Consider the following 16708-nt stretch of genomic DNA (forward strand, 5'->3'; position numbering starts at 1 on the left):
ATCACAAGACCGAATAATACCAAACACAATAAATAGTATTAGATTGATAATTATACATAGAAATTAATTGCTGTTATGGCTGTTTTAACAACCCAGCTTACCGTCATATCACTGATTTTGGTACGTCGGGCCGCTTACACCTTGGCGCGGGGGATTTACCAATAAAAAACGGCTCCTGGTTAAAGGAGCCGTCCGGCATCGCTGGGAAGGAATAAATAGTTATAATTAACAGCTGATTAAAAATATCCAATAATTATAAAGTATTTACCCTATTTCGCTTTATCCTCAGAAAGGATAATCACGGTAACCCATTTGCTCTGAGATGTTACGTGCTGCGCGATGCAAAGATTTAACTATGTCACTCTTGCTGTCTTCAGAAAAACGCAGCGTCGGGTATGAAATACTTAAGCCCGCGATCACCACACCGAAACGGTCGAAAACAGGTACAGCGATACAACGCAAACCTTCTTCTTGCTCCTCGACATCTTCACCAAAGCCCTGCTCACGCACCAGATCCAGCACTGGCAATAATGCAGCCGCGCTATCCAGGGTGTGTTTAGTGCTACGGGTGAACTCGATATGAGACAAGATTTCCTCTACTTCACCACGGTCACGCCACGCCAATAACACTTTACCAATTGCGGTACTGTGCAGTGGGTTACGACGACCAATACGGGAATGCATCCGCAGGTTATACATAGAATCAATTTTATGAATATAAACAATGCTGTCTTCATCCAATGCACCCAAGTGAATAGTTTCACGAGTTTCATTAGATAATTCACGCATCTGTATATCTGCGCTACGAATCAAATCAACATTTTGTAGCGCTTTAGCCCCCAGCTCAAATAACTTCAGCGTAAGGGAGTATTTCTCTGATTCGCCTTCCTGAGCAACATACCCCAGGGATTTCATGGTCTGGAGAAAGCGGTAAACCGTACTTTTAGGCATCATTACACGTTGGGAAAGCTCGGTAATACCAATTTCCCGTTCTTCACCCAATGCTTGTAAGATGCCAAAAACCTTCAGAACCGACGACACAGAGTCGGGCTGTTTATCTAGATCTGCAATAGCCATTTCTTGGTTACCCTACTCAGTTTTCTGTGTTTCATAAAACAATATGTTTTAAAAAAAATAGAACAGTGGTTTTATTATAAAGGGAAGTTGCGAGACTGTGCAATAAACCAATGTGAATAATAAGATATTAACCTTGCAGACAGCAAATTAGCCTCTTTCCATGAAAGAGGCTAGTGCAAAATTTAACTATTGCCAGACTGATTCAGGCAAAGTAGCCAAATAAAGTGCAGGTTTGCCATGAACATCAGATGTGAACAGAACTTGTTTATCATCAGGGGTAAAGGAAGGATGTGGATGCGTTACCTGCCGATCACCTTCAAACACCTGCCATGAGGTATCGTGGCGAGCAACACGATGCTGGCTGCCATTTTTCATGTTGAATACATACAGGAAAGGATCGTTTTCGATCTTATAGCCGCTATCGTCTTGTACATCTACCGGTGCATCTGAACCATCGCCGACCATCAACGTACCGTCATAGTTACTCATCAGATGGGAACACGCCGGCATAGAGGTCAATTGGCGATTTTCCAATGTCTGTGGGTCAGCACTGTAGATAAAGCGATCCGGGCTGCCTTTCAAATAGGAGACATACACCAGCGCCGAACCATCGGGTACCCAGAACTCATGGGTACAGCTTTCGCCTTCAGCATGGGTTTTCACTTTACGCATGTTGCTGCCATCTTCATTGATTAGCCACATACGTGCATCAACCAGATCGTGTGGACCTTCATGGCAGAATGCGACCGTACTGTCATCATAAGGGCGATAGATTGGGTGACCTAGCCATTGATTCTCTTGCAAAATCACCGCCGACTCACCGGTTTTCAAGTCAACACGCATCAAACGGCAACAAGGCTTAGTGAAATAGAACTCGTGGAATTTTTTCCAATCGGTCAAGGGGACCCAGTCTTCGCGTTTAATTTCAATACCGACCAACTTGGTACAATCTGAATTGGCGACCCAGGTACCGTAACCCACCCACTCTTCAGGCACCTGATAAACCACGCTCTCTTCCAGTGTGGCAAGACAGACTCGCATCAGGTTACGCCCATCTTTGACATAAAACAGTGCATCATCTTCAGGTGACAAGAAACCACCAAAGGTATTGTCGCCACGCCCTTCTGTCAGTTGTGTTGCCACTTGCGTGTTGAGATCCAACAAGTAGTAGTTCCACGGACCATCAAAAGCGCCGCCGAACAATAACTTACTGCCATCACGGGTGAAACATTTTTGATAGAAATAGTTACGGTGGCAAGTGACATCAGGCGGCGTTAACCGTGTAACTTGTGCACCGGTAGAGGCATCCTGATATGTGTGAAATGTCAGGGGGATTTGTTTACCTTTGGCCATCAGGAAAGTCCTTAAAATCATCAGAGAATTAAAATTTGCCCGCAGAGGAACCTGTCAGGCTATTACTATCTCACATTATAGAAACGATGTTTCATTTTTCCGTGATCGCGGTTCTATTTTTACTGATTTAGCCAAATTACTGTGCTTATCAGCCTGTTAATCTGATTGCGATAACTGTACCACATCGCTATTTACAAATAAGCCGGCTGGCAAGGATGCATTCAAGCACAATACTGGTTAGCATATAAACACTTACCTACATCATTATTTTTACAGATAAAACCTATGATCCCATCATCAAACGATGGCATGCCGGTTCCTCAGCGCTATGCTGCAATATTGGTTATTGCACTCGGTATTACCATAGCGGTGTTGGATGGCACTATCGCCAACGTAGCTTTGCCAACCATCGCTCGTGACCTCAATGCCAGCCCAGCCACGTCTATTTGGGTCGTGAATGCTTACCAGTTAGCTATCACCGTGTCGTTGCTCTCAATGGCATCGCTGGGCGATATCATCGGTTATCGGCGGGTTTATCAGGCAGGTTTACTGGTGTTTAGTGTGACATCGCTGTTCTGTGCTCTGTCTGACTCCTTATGGACGCTAACATTTGCCCGTGTGCTGCAAGGGCTTGGCGCCGCAGCCTTAATGAGCGTTAATACTGCATTGATTCGGATTATTTATCCACGAGCACAACTGGGCCGTGGTATCGGTATTAATTCATTGATTGTGGCCGTTTCCGCCGCCGCCGGTCCCACCATTGCCGCGGCGGTGCTATCGGTTGCTTCATGGCAGTGGCTATTTGCCATTAATGTCCCCATCGGCTTGTTGGCATGGTTGTTAGGTATGAAGTATTTGCCTGCCAATAATATGAAAAGTAACGGTAACCGTTTCGATTTTACCAGTTGTGTGATGAATGCTCTGACCTTTGGTTTACTGATAACCGCTATCAGTGGCTTTGCTCAGGGACAAAGCCCAACCCTGATAGCGGCTGAAATTATCGCATTGCTGCTAATTGGTTTCTTCTTTGTACGCCGTCAACTTAGTCAGTCTTTCCCGCTGCTTCCGGTTGATTTACTGCGTATTCCTATTTTTGCATTATCAATCGGCACTTCTATTTGCTCTTTTGCCGCACAAATGCTGGCAATGGTGTCACTGCCCTTCTTTTTACAAACTGTTCTGGGCCGTGATGAAGTGGCAACCGGACTGCTGTTAACCCCATGGCCGTTGGCAACCATGGTGGTAGCCCCGATAGCCGGGCGATTAGTCGAACGTTATCATGCAGGATTATTAGGCGGGATAGGTTTGGCGGTGTTTGCCAGTGGTTTGTTCCTGCTAGCATTGCTGCCAGCCAACCCGAGTGATGTGGATATTATCTGGCGGATGGTGCTATGTGGTGCCGGTTTTGGCCTGTTTCAGTCGCCGAATAACCACACCATTATTTCTGCTGCACCGCAACATCGTAGCGGTGGGGCCAGCGGCATGCTAGGCACCGCACGTTTACTGGGGCAAACCTCTGGGGCGGCATTAGTGGCATTAATGTTCAATCTGTTTTCAACCAGTGGCACTCATGCTTCTCTGGTGCTGGCTGGCTGCTTTGCCAGTATCGCCGCATTGGTGAGTGTGCTGCGCATAAGCCAGAAACGTGGCTAGACTCGGGTTGCAATAAAAAAACCCCGCTGGCGGGCGGGGTTTTTAATCAGAAGAGTTGGTGGTGGCTACTTCAGATACTGGCCTGAACGTAGCGCTTCAATACGTTTGTCCAGCGGCGGATGTGACATAAACAGCTCGCTGAAGGTTTTGGACTTACCATTAATGCAGAAAGCCATCATGTTGCCTGCTTCCTGTGGCTCATAGCTGGTTTTCAGCCGTTGCAGAGCCGCTATCATCTTCTCACGCCCTACCAGTTTCGCTGAGCCGGCATCAGCGTGGAATTCGCGATGGCGCGAGAACCACATGGTGATAATGCTGGCCAGAATACCAAAGACCAATTCCAAGACCATTGATACGGCAAAGTAGACCATCGGGTTACCAGCGCTACTGCTTTCATTATCACGGTCCCCTGATAGGAAACCGGCCGCGACTTGCGCAATCAGGCGTGAAATGAAAATTACAAAGGTATTCACAATCCCCTGAATCAAGGTCATGGTGACCATATCGCCGTTAGCAACGTGGCTAATTTCATGAGCAATAACGGCTTCTGCTTCATCACGGCTCATGTTCTGCAATAGACCTGTACTCACTGCCACTAAAGAGGCATCACGACGAGCCCCGGTCGCAAAGGCGTTAATATCCGGTGCCTGATAAATAGCAACTTGTGGCATAGCAATACCGGCTTGCTGAGATTGGCGACGTACCGTATCCAGCAACCAGCGCTCAGTTTCATTGCGCGGTTGTTCGATAACCTCACCACCCACTGAACGCAAAGCCATCCATTTGGACATCAGCAACGAAACAAATGCGCCGCCGAAACCGAACAGACCAGCCATGATCATCAGCCCTTGTACACTGCTGGACTGAATACCTGTCAGGCTTAGTACCAACCCGAACACCAACATGACTGCCAGGTTGGTGAGAAGGAACAGAGCGATACGCATCATAAAAATTTATTTCCTTATTGTTTTAAGTCGACACTGTGTTGAGTCACATGGGTCTTAAGTCAAAATTGGCATAATCCTGGATGATGACTTAGCCAAATTACTACTGAGATACGCTGATCGTATGGGCATCTGATAAATTTTCAAGGCTTGTTAAGTTCTAACAGAGTAAATCAACATAACTTTACAAATTTGGATACTTTTCATTACATATTTTGCTATTTTTTCGCCAATTGATAAATTCGGCGATGAAAAAAACGTAAAAAAAATCCGGGCTCTTTTTAAGGCCCGGATCCTTCATATTATCTGCTGACTTATTTTGCCGCAGGTGCTGCCGCTGGTGGTGATTCAACTTGCGGCTGCGCTTTTTCTTTATGAGCCAAATCCAAAGCAATATGAACAGTCTCATCCAGATAAGGGTCTGGCTCCTGATAGTCTTTTGGCAAATCCTCCAATGACTTCAGTGGCTTTTTACCTTCACGCTTGAAACGCTCATTCAAGCGATTCAGCCGCGTGGCATCATCATCATGGTTCTCTTTTTCACGCTGAGCGTAATTGAGAGAGACGATGTTGCGTTTTTCTTTCAACGCTTTATAACGCTCAATATCTTGCTGAATATGCTGGAATTCAGGATCAGCGGCAATCCGCGCTGTATGTGCTTTCAGTAACTCCGGCTCCAGTGGCTTCAGATCACCACTCTTGACGTAACTGGCCGCATTGATACTGTCCCAAGGCAAGGCATTGTCTTCGAAACTCTCACCCGTTTCCGCCGGATCAACACCGGTTGGCATCACGATATCCGGGGTTACCCCTTTACGCTGAGTACTGCCACCGTCTACCCGATAGAATTTCTGGATAGTGTATTGCAGTGAACCTAACGCAGGCCATTCCGGGCGCAACATTTGATCATAAATACGATTTAACGACCGATACTGTTGAACAGTACCTTTACCAAAGGTTGGTTCACCGACAATTAATGCACGACCATAATCCTGCATGGCAGCAGCAAAGATTTCGGAAGCGGATGCACTGTAGCGGTCCACCAATACCACCAGCGGGCCTTTGTAGTACACCACGCCATCAGTATCACTGTCTTCACGCACTTTGCCGTTGTTATCCCGCACTTGAACCACCGGCCCACTCGGAATAAACAAACCGGACAGCGACACAGCCTCGGTCAGAGCACCACCACCATTACTGCGCAAGTCAATAATAATGCTACTGACATTCTCTTTCTCCAACTTCTGCAATTGCACCTTAACGTCTTCGGTCAGGCCAACATAGAAACCAGGGATATCCAGTACACCGACACGCTCTTTGCCGATAGTTTTCACCGACATTTTCACTGCGCGATCTTCAAGACGAATGCGTTCACGGGTCAAGGTTACAGTGCGCGGTTTAGTACCTTTACCGGCCGGTAAAATCTCCAGCCGCACTTTACTGCCCTTCGGCCCTTTAATGAGTGCCACGACATCATCGAGACGCCATCCAATCACATCCACCATCGGCTTACCGGTTTGACCCACACCGATCACCCGATCACCTACGGCGATAGTTTTACTTTTCGCCGCGGGGCCACCTGGAACCATAGAGTTGATTAAGGTGTAATCATCATCCATTTGCAAGACAGCGCCAATACCTTCCAGAGACAAGCTCATTTCAGTATTGAACTGTTCGGTATTACGTGGCGACAGATAGTTGGTATGCGGGTCAATTTCATGCGCAAACGCATTCATAATTAGCTGGAACACATCTTCGCTATTACTTTGCGTCAAACGCTTAATGGCCGCCTGATAGCGTTTTGTCAGCGTCTCTTTGATTTCTTTATCCGTTTTACCGGTTAATTTCAAATTAAGCTGATCGTACTTAACTTTTGCGTCCCAAAGCTTATTCAGCTCAGCTTCGCTGGTAGGCCAAGGTGCTTTACCACGGTCAATATCAATGGTGTCATTACCGGTAAAGACCATTGGCCGGTCCAGTACTGACAATGCATATTGATAGCGCTCAAAGCGGCGTTTTTGCGCCAAATTGAATAAAGCGAAAGGCGTGTCCAACTGGCCTGATTTTAACTCATCATCCAGCGACTGCTTTTTATCCGCAAACTGTGCCACATCTGATGCCAACAACACGTTATGGCTGTAATCCAGCATGTTGAGGAATCTATCAAATATTTTGGCGGAAAACTGATCGTCCAGTGTAAATTGACGATAGTGAGAGCGAGTGAAGCGCGATGTTACGCGCTCACTCACGGTTGCATGCTCGGGTTCCTGACGCAGTTGAGGTAGCTGATCGATGCGATAGGTGGTATCCGCTGCGTAACTCGCCCCCGCCAGTAACAAGCCTGCGATTGCTGTTAGTCTGACAAATTTGTTCATGCCTAGGTTGGCCTCCGTATCAGAACTGCAAGTGTTCTGCGCGCACAATCATCGCCAGACCGGAAGATAGCTGCACCCGTACGCCATCTTTAGCGATTTCTAATACGTTTGCATCCATCGCGCTCTTACCTGCTCTGACTTTGATTTCTTGACCAATTTGCAGTTTAGAGATATCTGTGACCGGCACAGGGCGTGGCTGGTTTTCCTCGGCCTGTGGCCGAGGTGGCCGAGCCTGTGGTGGGCGAGGTGACTGACGAGGCTTGCGGTTTTCCGAAGCCACACCCGCTTCACGACGCGGCGCAGGTTTTTTACCTGCCGGACGTGGGCGACGTGGCTCTGGGGTTTCACCCGCAGCAATGGCAGCTTCGCGCTTTTTAGCTTGTTGTTCAGCACGTTGTGCCTGAACACGGGCTTTCGCCTCTTCTAGCTGTTTGCGGGCATGTTCTACATGTTGCTCTTCCAGCACACCACAAGGGTTGCCGTCTAAATCAACACGTTCAGCACCGACTTTGACCCCATAAAGATAACGCCAGCTTGAGGTATAGAGACGCAGCGCAGAACGCAATTGCGTTTTGCTTAAATTCTCTTCCCCCTGAACACGTTCGACCAGATCTTGAAAAATACCGATCTTCAGTGGACGTGCTTCGCCTTCGGCGGTGAAGCAAAGCGGGAACCGCTCAGCCAAAAAGGCTATGACTTCTTTACTACTGTTCAACTTAGGTTGATTTTCCATGAAATTTCCTGATTACAACGGGTTTGCCAACCAGCGCAGGCATGAACAGGCGTCATTATAATGACGCCATCAGCAATTGCCACGTTATCCGTATATCAACTTGCAGTCTGTGTGACATATTTCTCACTGTCACACAGGTCAAGATGCTCGCAAAGCCCCGCCACAACTGAGATTAAACCCAATTCATCAGCGTCATCAAAGCGATCATAAACAATGCTGTCGATATCCAAAACGCCGATAATTTTACCCTTCACAGTGATTGGCAGCACAATTTCAGCATTACTTGCGGCGTCACAGGCAATATGTCCGGGGAATGCATGCACATCCGCCACTCGCTGAACGCGGTTTTCTGCCACGGCAGTTCCACATACGCCTTTGCCGATTGGAATACGGACACAGGCGATTTTCCCTTGAAAAGGACCCAGCACTAATTGTTTGCCGTCGATCAAGTAAAAACCGGCCCAATTCAACCCATCAAGACGCTCATAAAGTAAAGCGCTGGCATTAGCCAAAGTAGCAATGAAATTCGTTTCACCTGCAATCAGGGCACTCAAGTCACGTTTTAATTCCGCGTAGAATTCTGCTTTTTTCATGTAATGACCGTTAGAAACCTAAGAATAGCCAGAGGCGATAGTTATGCTTAGCTTATATAAAGTAATCATTAAATACCCTTGGCTACAAGGTTATTCCGCTATAACGAAGTAAAAGAGTTATCGCCATCGGGGGTTTGGCCCGTTTTGCCCCTTGTTTTGACCGATTGCTCTGCTACCATCCGCGCTATTCTTTATAAACCGGTGTCAGCATCAGGGTTTTATAATATGAAGGTACATGCCATTCAACGGCCACTCTCCACTGCAAGGGTTCAGCGTTGCTGCCAGTGCGATGCGCTATTTACCCTGCCGCCGCTCAATGGTACACAAACAGCCTATTGCCCACGATGCAGCGCAAAAATTGCCAGTGGGCGCGATTGGTCCCTTACCCGCCTAACCGCCATGGCGGTTGCCATGTTACTGCTGATGCCATTTGCTTTTACCGAGCCGCTGATTACCATTCGCCTGCTCGGCACGCGGATTGATGCCAGTCTGTTAGAGGGTATCTGGCAAATGAGTCGTCAGGGCGGCCCGATTACAGCCAGTATGGTGGCATTTTGTATTATTGGCGCTCCCGTTACACTCACCGCATCGATTCTGTATCTGCGTATCGGCAGCCGGATTGGCATGAACCTGCGCCCGGTGTTATTGATGCTGGAGCGGCTAAAAGAATGGGTCATGCTAGATATCTATCTTATCGGTATGGCGGTGGCCTGTATTAAGGTCAAAGAGTATGCGGACGTTATGCCCGGTGGCGGGTTGATAGCGTTTCTGGCTCTGACGTTACTCAGTATTCTGACGCTGGTGCATTTGAATCTGGAGCAGTTGTGGGAGCGATTTTATCCCCAGGAGCAGCCCCCCGGCCCCCGGGAAACATTGCGCATTTGCCTGTCATGCCATTATACCGGGCACTGCGATGCACACGGCCGCTGCCCACGCTGCCATACCCCTTTGCGCCATCGCCGCCGCCATAGCATCCAAAAAACCTGGGCGGCGTTAATTGCCTCGATAGTCCTGCTGTTGCCTGCTAATCTTTTACCGATATCAATTGTTTATGCCAATGGCTCCCGCATGGAAGATACTATTTTCTCCGGCGTGGTCTCTTTGGCCTCATCGGGTAACCTGCCCATCGCCGCGGTGGTGTTTATCGCCAGTGTGTTGGTGCCGTTTACCAAGGTGATTGTGTTGCTAACATTGTTGCTCAGCATTCATCTAAAGACGCAACATAGCCTTAAAACGCGCATGCGATTACTGCGACTGATTACCTGGATTGGCCGTTGGTCGATGCTAGACCTCTTTGTTATTGCGTTAATGATGTCGCTGATTAATCGTGATCAGCTCCTTTCCTTCACTATGGGACCGGCAGCCTTCTATTTTGGGTCTGCGGTCATTTTGACTATCCTTGCTGTTGAATGGCTCGATAGCCGATTGATTTGGGATGCACATGCAACAGGAAACGCCGAGTACACCGACTGAGGCACAGATTAAACATAAACGCCGGATATCGCCTTTCTGGTTGCTGCCTTTTATTGCCCTGCTGATTGCCGGTTGGCTGATTTATAACAACTGGCAGGACCGCGGTACCGAAGTCACTATTGATTTCCAGTCTGCCGCCGGTATTGTGGCGGGCCGAACCCCGATTCGCTATCAGGGCGTTGAAGTCGGGATGGTGCAATCCATCAGTCTGGATGATGACCTGCGCAATATAAAAGTCACCGCCAGTATCAAAAATGATATGGAAGACTCATTGCGAGAAGGGACACAGTTCTGGCTAGTGACGCCCAAGGCCTCTTTGGCCGGGGTCTCTGGCTTGGATGCGCTAGTCGGTGGTAACTATATCGGGATGATGCCAGGCGAGGGCAAACCGCAGAGCCACTTTACCGCATTGGATACCCAGCCTAAGTTCCGCCTGAATACCGGCGAATTGATGGTTCACCTCCATGCCCCCGATTTGGCCTCACTCAATAACGGCTCTCTGGTTTACTACCGTAAAATCCCGGTGGGTAAAGTCTATGACTACAATATCGCGCCTGATAATAATGGCGTTGTCATTGATGTACTGATTGATCGGCGCTTCGCCAAATTGGTAAAAAACGATACCCGCTTCTGGAATGTGTCTGGTTTTAAAGGTGACTTCAGTCTCAGTGGCGCGTCGGTTCAAATGGAAAGTCTGGCTGCCTTGGTCAATGGTGCCATTGCCTTTGACTCACCCAAAAACAGCCCAGATGCGAAACCGGACCAACCCTTTCAGCTCTACCCCGATTTAGCACATAGCCAACGTGGTGTGGCAATTACGCTGGATTTACCCAGTGGGAGTAGTTTAAGCGAGGGGAGAACACCGCTGATTTATCAAGGGTTACAGGTAGGCACCCTGACCAAAATGACACTTCAACCGGACAGTAAGGTGACCGGTGAACTGACCATTGACCCTTCAGTGGTCGATTTGATGCGTGCAGGCAGCCGCATTGAAATGAACAGCCCCCGAATCAGTCTTAATGATGCCAAACTGAGTGAACTCTTGACTGGCAATACATTAGAGTTAATCCCGGGTGAAGGGGCACCACAAAAACACTTTACCGTGCTACCAAGCAGTAAAAGTCTGTTGCAGCAGCCCAATGTGCTCGAATTGCAATTAACTGCACCGCAAAGTTATGGCATTGATATCGGCCAGCCGATCTCGCTACATGGAATTAAAATTGGCCAAGTCTTGACCCGTGAGCTATCAGCCGACGGTGTTACCTTCACGGCAGCAATTGAAGCCAAATACCGTGATTTGGTGCATAAAGACAGCAAGTTTGTGGTGAACAGTCGGCTGGAGGTAAAACTCGGGATTGATGGCATTGATATTCAGGGTGCCAGTGCGCAGGAGTGGATTGATGGCGGTATTCTGATACTGCCGGGCAGTAAAGGTGCAGCCCTGAATAAGTATCCGCTGTATAGCAGTGTCGCCAAAGCTACCGATGGCATTTTAGGCAACGCCCCCGCCACAACACTAAGTTTAACTGCTGCCAGCTTGCCCGATGTGCAAACCGGTTCTGTGGTGTTATATCGCAAGTTTCAGGTAGGTGAAATTACCCATATCAGGCCAAAAGCCAATGAGTTTGAAGTAGATGTCTATATTCAGCCCGAATATCGCAATTTACTCACTGATAAGAGCATTTTCTGGGCCGAAGGTGGGGCGAAAGTCCAGTTGAACGGCAGTGGGCTAACTGTGCAGGCATCTCCATTGAATCGCGCTCTAAAAGGAGCTATCAGCTTTGATAATCTGGAAGGTGTGACACTGGATAAGGGGGCCAAACGCACCTTGTATGGTAATGAAACCGCCGCCCGTGCTGTCGGTAGTCAAATCATCTTGCGCACCTTTGATGCCAGCAAACTGGCAACTGGCATGCCGATTCGTTATTTGGGTATCAATATTGGCCAAGTCGAATCGCTGAAACTGGCACCAGAGCGCAACGAAGTGTTAGCCAAAGCCGTGCTTTATCCAGAATATGTGCAGAACTTTACCCGGGCCGGTACCCGCTTTTCTATTGTCTCGCCGGAGATATCAGCCGCAGGGGTCAATAATCTGGACACCTTGTTCCAACCTTATATTAATGTAGAGCCGGGTAAAGGTGGCACATTACGTACTTTTGAGTTGCAAACCGCCACTATTACCGACTCCCGTTATCTTGATGGGCTGAGCCTTATTCTGGATACCGCTGAGGCAGGATCATTGCAAGTTGGCACACCGGTCCTCTTCCGTGGGCTTGAAGTAGGTACTGTTACCGGGTTTAACCTTGGTGCGATGTCTGATCGCGTGCAAGTATCGATACGGATCAGCCAGAAATTCCAGCAGTTGGTGCGGCAAAATAGCGTGTTCTGGCTGGCATCAGGGTACAACCTTGAATTCGGTCTAACCGGTCGCCAATTCCCAAACGAAATGCAACAAAGTGACCCACCGGTCAGGTACGGATAAAATAGCCGTATTGACCCTGTCGGAGACCCTGTTGCATGAAGGGAAAACATTTGACTCAGCATGAGCGCTTTTACATCGAAAAACGAAAAGCTGAAGGCGTTAATCAGTCCTGCATTGCCAGAGAGCTCGGCGTCTCTCGCTCTACCCTGAGCCGGGAGCTCAGGCGTAATACGGACCCCGCTTTCAACGGACTTTACTCCTCCAGACGCGCTGATGCCTTAGCCAGACAACGGCGGGGCGCCACCTCGGCACACAATGCCTGTGTCCCTCTGGGCCAGCAGACACAAGACTTTCTCCGGCAGGCGCTGGCTGTACATACCTCCCCTGAGGTTATCTCTGGGAGACTGAAAATCCAGTTTGATATCGCCGTCAGCAAAAATACCCTCTACCGCTATATCCGTTCGGACAGACAGGCTGGCGGTAAGCTTTACCTTCAGCTCCCTCACCGGGGTAAACGCTATCGCTATGATACGGGTGAGCCCGGACGCACGCCCATCCCGGACAGGGTTGGCATTGAGCACAGGCCTGCTGAGGCTGAACTCAAACAGGTTCCCGGGCATGTTGAAATCGATACGATTTTTGGCAAAGACCAGAAGTCATTCCTGCTGACGGTCGTGGACAAAGCCACAAAGCAGGTCATTATCCGTAAACTCCCCAATAAGTGCGCTGAGAGCGTCGTGGAAGCGTTCAGGGACATCGTGGCGAATACTTTCTGCGAGTTTAAAACCCTGACGGCAGATAACGGACCCGAGTTTGCGAAACATAAGGACATCACTCAGGTAACGGGCGCAAAGGTTTACTTTGCCCGGCCTTATCATTCCTGGGAGCGGGGGTTGAATGAGCATACCAACGGTCTGATACGGCGGTTTTATCCGAAAGGAACCGATTTTAATGGCGTCAGCGATGAAGATATTGCGAGACTGGAGCACATCCTCAACACTCGGGGGCGCAAATCTCTGGAATACAGCTCACCGAATGAGGTATTTTTAGAGTATCTACTCGCTGCATAACGCATGATGGTTTGTTGCGTTTCGTTCGGGAATGGGGCGGTGGTGTGGTGAAAAGCGGCACCTTCCAGCAATTTATACGCGGCGGCATTGCTTTCGCGACCCCACCAACTACGCCACTGGCCCCTAAGGCCAGCATAAATCAGCACTTCTTGCTTAACCCAGAAGAGCCGAAAGATTGGCGCAATTGGGGTACAGCAATCCCCCGCTTTTAGGTGCTCATCAGGGTAGCTCACACTGGGCTGCCCTGATAATTCTCCAACATTATTTCTGCGTAAAGATTAATCTTCGTGTGCAACCTGCTGCTCACTCGGTGTCACCACCACATCCAGCACACATTGTCGCAACCAACGATGCGCCGGATCAGCATCCATGCGCGGATGCCACAACATCGAAACCGTAATAGTCGGTAAGGTTAAAGGAAGCGGAAAACTGTACATCCCTCGGCGCAGATTCTGGCTATGCCGTTCGGGAACCGTCGCCACCAAGTCCGTCCCTCTCACCAGCGCCAATGCGGTGGATATAGAATCAACCGAGGCGATAATATTCCGTTCAATCCCAAGTAATTGTAGTGCCTCATCAATCGGCCCTTTATGGCCCTGACGCCGTGAAACCACAATATGCCCTTGGGTCGCATAGCGCACGGGGGTGATTTCCTCTCCACATAACGGGTGGTCAACACGCACCACCCCCATAAAGCGATCGCGGAAAAGTGCCCGTGTGCGTAATTCAGGGCTGGCAGCCAAACCCACAACACCCGTTTCCAGATCCACCATGCCATCACGTAACAATGCGCTGTCTTTATTCAATTTTTGCATGAAATGCAGTTGCACATTGGGGGCTTGTTGATGAATCCGAGTCAGCAATGCGCCGCCAAAGTTTTCGACAAAGCCATCGCTGGTACGCAAAGTGAAGGTACGCATCAACTGTGCCAGGTCCAGTTTTGCCGCAGGCCGCAGCGCCGATGTGGCTTCTTGTACTAATTGGCTGACCTGTTCACGCAGTTCAAGTGCTCTTGGTGTCGGTACCAAGGCGCGCCCTGCCCTGACCAGCAAGGGATCACCGGTTGTTTTACGCAATCTTGCCAACGCCCGGCTCATCGCCGATGGGCTAAGCCCTAATCGCTGGGCAGCACGCGCTACGCTCCCCTCGGCCAGCAGAACATTGAGTGTGATTAATAAATTGAGATCAGGTTTTGTCATGTACTGACTCTAGCACAACCTCATGCTGACATGGCGTTTTATGCATGGATAAACTGCATTCCATGCGCCTTCCGCCTTATGATGTAATGCTCTAGTCTCTCCTGAACAGGTCATTCAGGAGTTAATCTATTAATGAAAATCAATACCGAAAACATCAATAGTGACATCATCGCCAACAGTGCGCTAAGCAGAATAGTTATCAGCCTCTCCCTGCCGATGCTGCTTTCTTCATTAGCAACCAGTATCGCCAATGTGGGCTTACCCACGTTAACACTCACTTTCAGTGCCTCTTTTCAAGCGGCGCAGTGGGTCGTTTTAGCCTATTTACTGGCGATTACCACCTCGGCCATCAGCATTGGCCGTTTGGGGGATATCACTAACAAACGCCGATTGTTGAATGCGGGGATTGGTTTATTCACAGTGGCCTCTCTGGGTTGCGCGTTAGCCCCTGACATCGGAGTGTTAATTGCTGCCCGTGTGTTACAGGGATTAGGGGCCGCCACCATGATGACACTGACTCTGGCGCTGGTCGGTGAGGCGATTAGCAAAGAAAAAATCGGGCGGGCGATGGGCATGCTCGGCAGCATCTCGGCTATCGGCACGGCACTTGGGCCATCAGTGGGCGGCATGTTAATCAGCGGATTCGGTTGGCCAGCGATGTTCCTGATTAACATCCCTTTTGGGTTATTAGCCCTATTTTTGCTATCACGCTATTTACCCATCTCCGACTCATTCCCTAGCACTAACAACGAATTACAACAGGCCCATGGTGGTTTTGATCCTCTTGGGATGCTATTGCTGGGCCTGACTCTGGCACTGTATGCCCTTGCCATGACGCTGGGCCATGGCACCTTCGGCACACTTAATTTAGTGTTATTACTCGCTGCGGTAATCGGCATCGGATTATTCATCTGGGCGGAAAAGAACACCCCATACCCATTAATTCAAACCGCTATGTGGCGCCACTCACAACTGCGTAGTGCATTGATAGTCAGTGCATTGGTCACCACTATCATGATGGCAACCTTAGTCGTTGGGCCATTCTATCTTTCACGGGCTTTTGCCATGAGTACACCATGGGTTGGATTGTCGATGTCCGCCGGCCCGATAGTCGCGGCACTCATCGGGGTTCCTGCGGGTTATCTGGTCGACAGATTCGGTGCTCAAATGATGGTGATTACAGGATTAACGGCGATCACTACCGGGGCAATTGCACTGTCGATGATCGGGCCAATTGCCGGCCTGCCCGGCTATATTTTGCCGGTCTGCCTGATTACAGCTGGCTATGCTATTTTCCAGGCTGCGAATAATACGCTGGTGATTAAATCTGTTGGCGCGCAACAACGAGGCATTGCATCCGGCCTGCTGAATCTTTCACGCAATCTCGGGCTGATTACTGGCGCCGCTGTCATGGGGGCTATTTTCGCCTTTGCCTGCGCCCAGCAAAACATTCAATTAGCAACCGTGGATCATATCACCCAGGGAATGCAGTTTACTTACCGCATAGCCGCCCTATTGGGCGGTACTGCTTTAGCTATTTCTGCAATATATTCAAAAAATAAATCTAATCAATAGCCAGGATCTTTGATATGGATCTCAGCATATCCTTATTTGGCTGAATGGATTCATGCCAGTAAACCCCCGATATAAAAACATCAATTTATCTTGAATAAAATAGCTAACCCATTTTTAAATTTTTGCCAGTACAAATAGGAATAAATGATGCAAATGAGATGGATAAAGATTTTTTAATTAATTTTAAACACTTTCTAAATCTTGCTGCTATTAATTAAATATCTAAATTTTTAATGATTTG

Annotated in this window: 12 protein-coding genes and 1 pseudogene; 6 read left to right on the top strand and 7 right to left on the bottom strand. The window is 48.8% G+C overall.

Features of this window, described 5'->3' with window-relative positions:
• Positions 1-285 precede the first annotated feature (285 nt).
• Together kdgR and ogl are read right to left on the bottom strand one after the other, a co-directional pair.
• Positions 286-1077, bottom strand: coding sequence for a DNA-binding transcriptional regulator KdgR (gene kdgR / locus ACWJJO_RS12350; RefSeq protein WP_050077553.1), 792 nt, complete (start codon positions 1075-1077; stop codon positions 286-288).
• A 186-nt stretch (positions 1078-1263) separates the two neighbouring features.
• Complete coding sequence (gene ogl, locus ACWJJO_RS12355) at positions 1264-2430, bottom strand: oligogalacturonate lyase (RefSeq protein WP_083158661.1); 1167 nt, start codon at positions 2428-2430, stop codon at positions 1264-1266.
• Between the two features lie 285 nt (positions 2431-2715).
• Between ogl and ACWJJO_RS12360 the strand changes: the two genes are divergently transcribed.
• The gene (locus tag ACWJJO_RS12360) at positions 2716-4083 is read left to right on the top strand and encodes an MFS transporter (RefSeq protein ID WP_083158660.1); all 1368 of its coding nucleotides are present in this window, start codon (positions 2716-2718) and stop codon (positions 4081-4083) included.
• Between the two features lie 65 nt (positions 4084-4148).
• Here ACWJJO_RS12360 and htpX read toward each other — a convergent pair whose 3' ends face one another.
• The 4 genes from htpX to ACWJJO_RS12380 form a co-directional block, all read right to left on the bottom strand.
• Positions 4149-5030: a protease HtpX gene (gene htpX / locus ACWJJO_RS12365; RefSeq protein ID WP_005182949.1), complete on the bottom strand. Its 882-nt coding sequence runs from the start codon at positions 5028-5030 to the stop codon at positions 4149-4151.
• 311 nt (positions 5031-5341) lie between these two features.
• Positions 5342-7402 (bottom strand): carboxy terminal-processing peptidase, encoded by a 2061-nt coding sequence (prc, locus tag ACWJJO_RS12370; protein ID WP_083158659.1) that lies wholly within the window; start codon positions 7400-7402, stop codon positions 5342-5344.
• A 19-nt stretch (positions 7403-7421) separates the two neighbouring features.
• Positions 7422-8135, bottom strand: a complete 714-nt coding sequence (gene proQ, locus ACWJJO_RS12375) for an RNA chaperone ProQ (protein WP_481091068.1) — start codon at positions 8133-8135, stop codon at positions 7422-7424.
• A 95-nt stretch (positions 8136-8230) separates the two neighbouring features.
• Complete coding sequence (locus ACWJJO_RS12380) at positions 8231-8728, bottom strand: GAF domain-containing protein (protein WP_083158658.1); 498 nt, start codon at positions 8726-8728, stop codon at positions 8231-8233.
• 225 nt (positions 8729-8953) lie between these two features.
• On the opposite strand from ACWJJO_RS12380, the gene yebS reads away from it, so the two are divergent.
• The 4 genes and pseudogenes from yebS to ACWJJO_RS12400 all read left to right on the top strand — a co-directional run bounded on the left by yebS (position 8954) and on the right by ACWJJO_RS12400 (position 13905).
• Positions 8954-10201: a membrane integrity lipid transport subunit YebS gene (gene yebS, locus ACWJJO_RS12385; protein ID WP_083158657.1), complete on the top strand. Its 1248-nt coding sequence runs from the start codon at positions 8954-8956 to the stop codon at positions 10199-10201.
• Positions 10170-12629 (top strand): annotated as a pseudogene (locus ACWJJO_RS12390) (PqiB family protein); the annotation flags it as partial. The gene yebS and the pseudogene ACWJJO_RS12390, both read left to right, overlap by 32 nt.
• An 89-nt stretch (positions 12630-12718) precedes the next feature.
• Complete coding sequence (locus tag ACWJJO_RS12395) at positions 12719-13693, top strand: IS30 family transposase (RefSeq protein ID WP_481091069.1); 975 nt, start codon at positions 12719-12721, stop codon at positions 13691-13693.
• Between the two features lie 11 nt (positions 13694-13704).
• The gene (locus tag ACWJJO_RS12400; protein WP_481091618.1) at positions 13705-13905 is read left to right on the top strand and encodes a hypothetical protein; all 201 of its coding nucleotides are present in this window, start codon (positions 13705-13707) and stop codon (positions 13903-13905) included.
• Between the two features lie 66 nt (positions 13906-13971).
• Here ACWJJO_RS12400 and ACWJJO_RS12405 read toward each other — a convergent pair whose 3' ends face one another.
• Positions 13972-14892, bottom strand: coding sequence for a LysR family transcriptional regulator (locus tag ACWJJO_RS12405; RefSeq protein ID WP_442850841.1), 921 nt, complete (start codon positions 14890-14892; stop codon positions 13972-13974).
• A 132-nt stretch (positions 14893-15024) separates the two neighbouring features.
• On the opposite strand from ACWJJO_RS12405, the gene ACWJJO_RS12410 reads away from it, so the two are divergent.
• A complete protein-coding gene (locus ACWJJO_RS12410) occupies positions 15025-16467 on the top strand; it encodes an MFS transporter (RefSeq protein ID WP_442847789.1) in 1443 nt (480 codons plus the stop codon).
• The last annotated feature ends 241 nt before the right edge of the window (positions 16468-16708 follow it).

The organism is Yersinia antarctica, from assembly GCF_056636475.1.

Bases quoted from the DNA above. Each gene is read 5' to 3' on its own strand.
- ACWJJO_RS12410 (WP_442847789.1), top strand. From the start codon at position 15,025: ATGAAAATCAATACCGAAAACATCAATAGTGACATCATCGCCAACAGT.
- proQ (WP_481091068.1), bottom strand. From the start codon at position 8,135: ATGGAAAATCAACCTAAGTTGAACAGTAGTAAAGAAGTCATAGCCTTT.
- ACWJJO_RS12360 (WP_083158660.1), top strand. From the start codon at position 2,716: ATGATCCCATCATCAAACGATGGCATGCCGGTTCCTCAGCGCTATGCT.
- kdgR (WP_050077553.1), bottom strand. From the start codon at position 1,077: ATGGCTATTGCAGATCTAGATAAACAGCCCGACTCTGTGTCGTCGGTT.
- ogl (WP_083158661.1), bottom strand. From the start codon at position 2,430: ATGGCCAAAGGTAAACAAATCCCCCTGACATTTCACACATATCAGGAT.
- prc (WP_083158659.1), bottom strand. From the start codon at position 7,402: ATGAACAAATTTGTCAGACTAACAGCAATCGCAGGCTTGTTACTGGCG.
- ACWJJO_RS12380 (WP_083158658.1), bottom strand. From the start codon at position 8,728: ATGAAAAAAGCAGAATTCTACGCGGAATTAAAACGTGACTTGAGTGCC.
- ACWJJO_RS12405 (WP_442850841.1), bottom strand. From the start codon at position 14,892: ATGACAAAACCTGATCTCAATTTATTAATCACACTCAATGTTCTGCTG.
- yebS (WP_083158657.1), top strand. From the start codon at position 8,954: ATGAAGGTACATGCCATTCAACGGCCACTCTCCACTGCAAGGGTTCAG.
- ACWJJO_RS12395 (WP_481091069.1), top strand. From the start codon at position 12,719: ATGAAGGGAAAACATTTGACTCAGCATGAGCGCTTTTACATCGAAAAA.
- htpX (WP_005182949.1), bottom strand. From the start codon at position 5,030: ATGATGCGTATCGCTCTGTTCCTTCTCACCAACCTGGCAGTCATGTTG.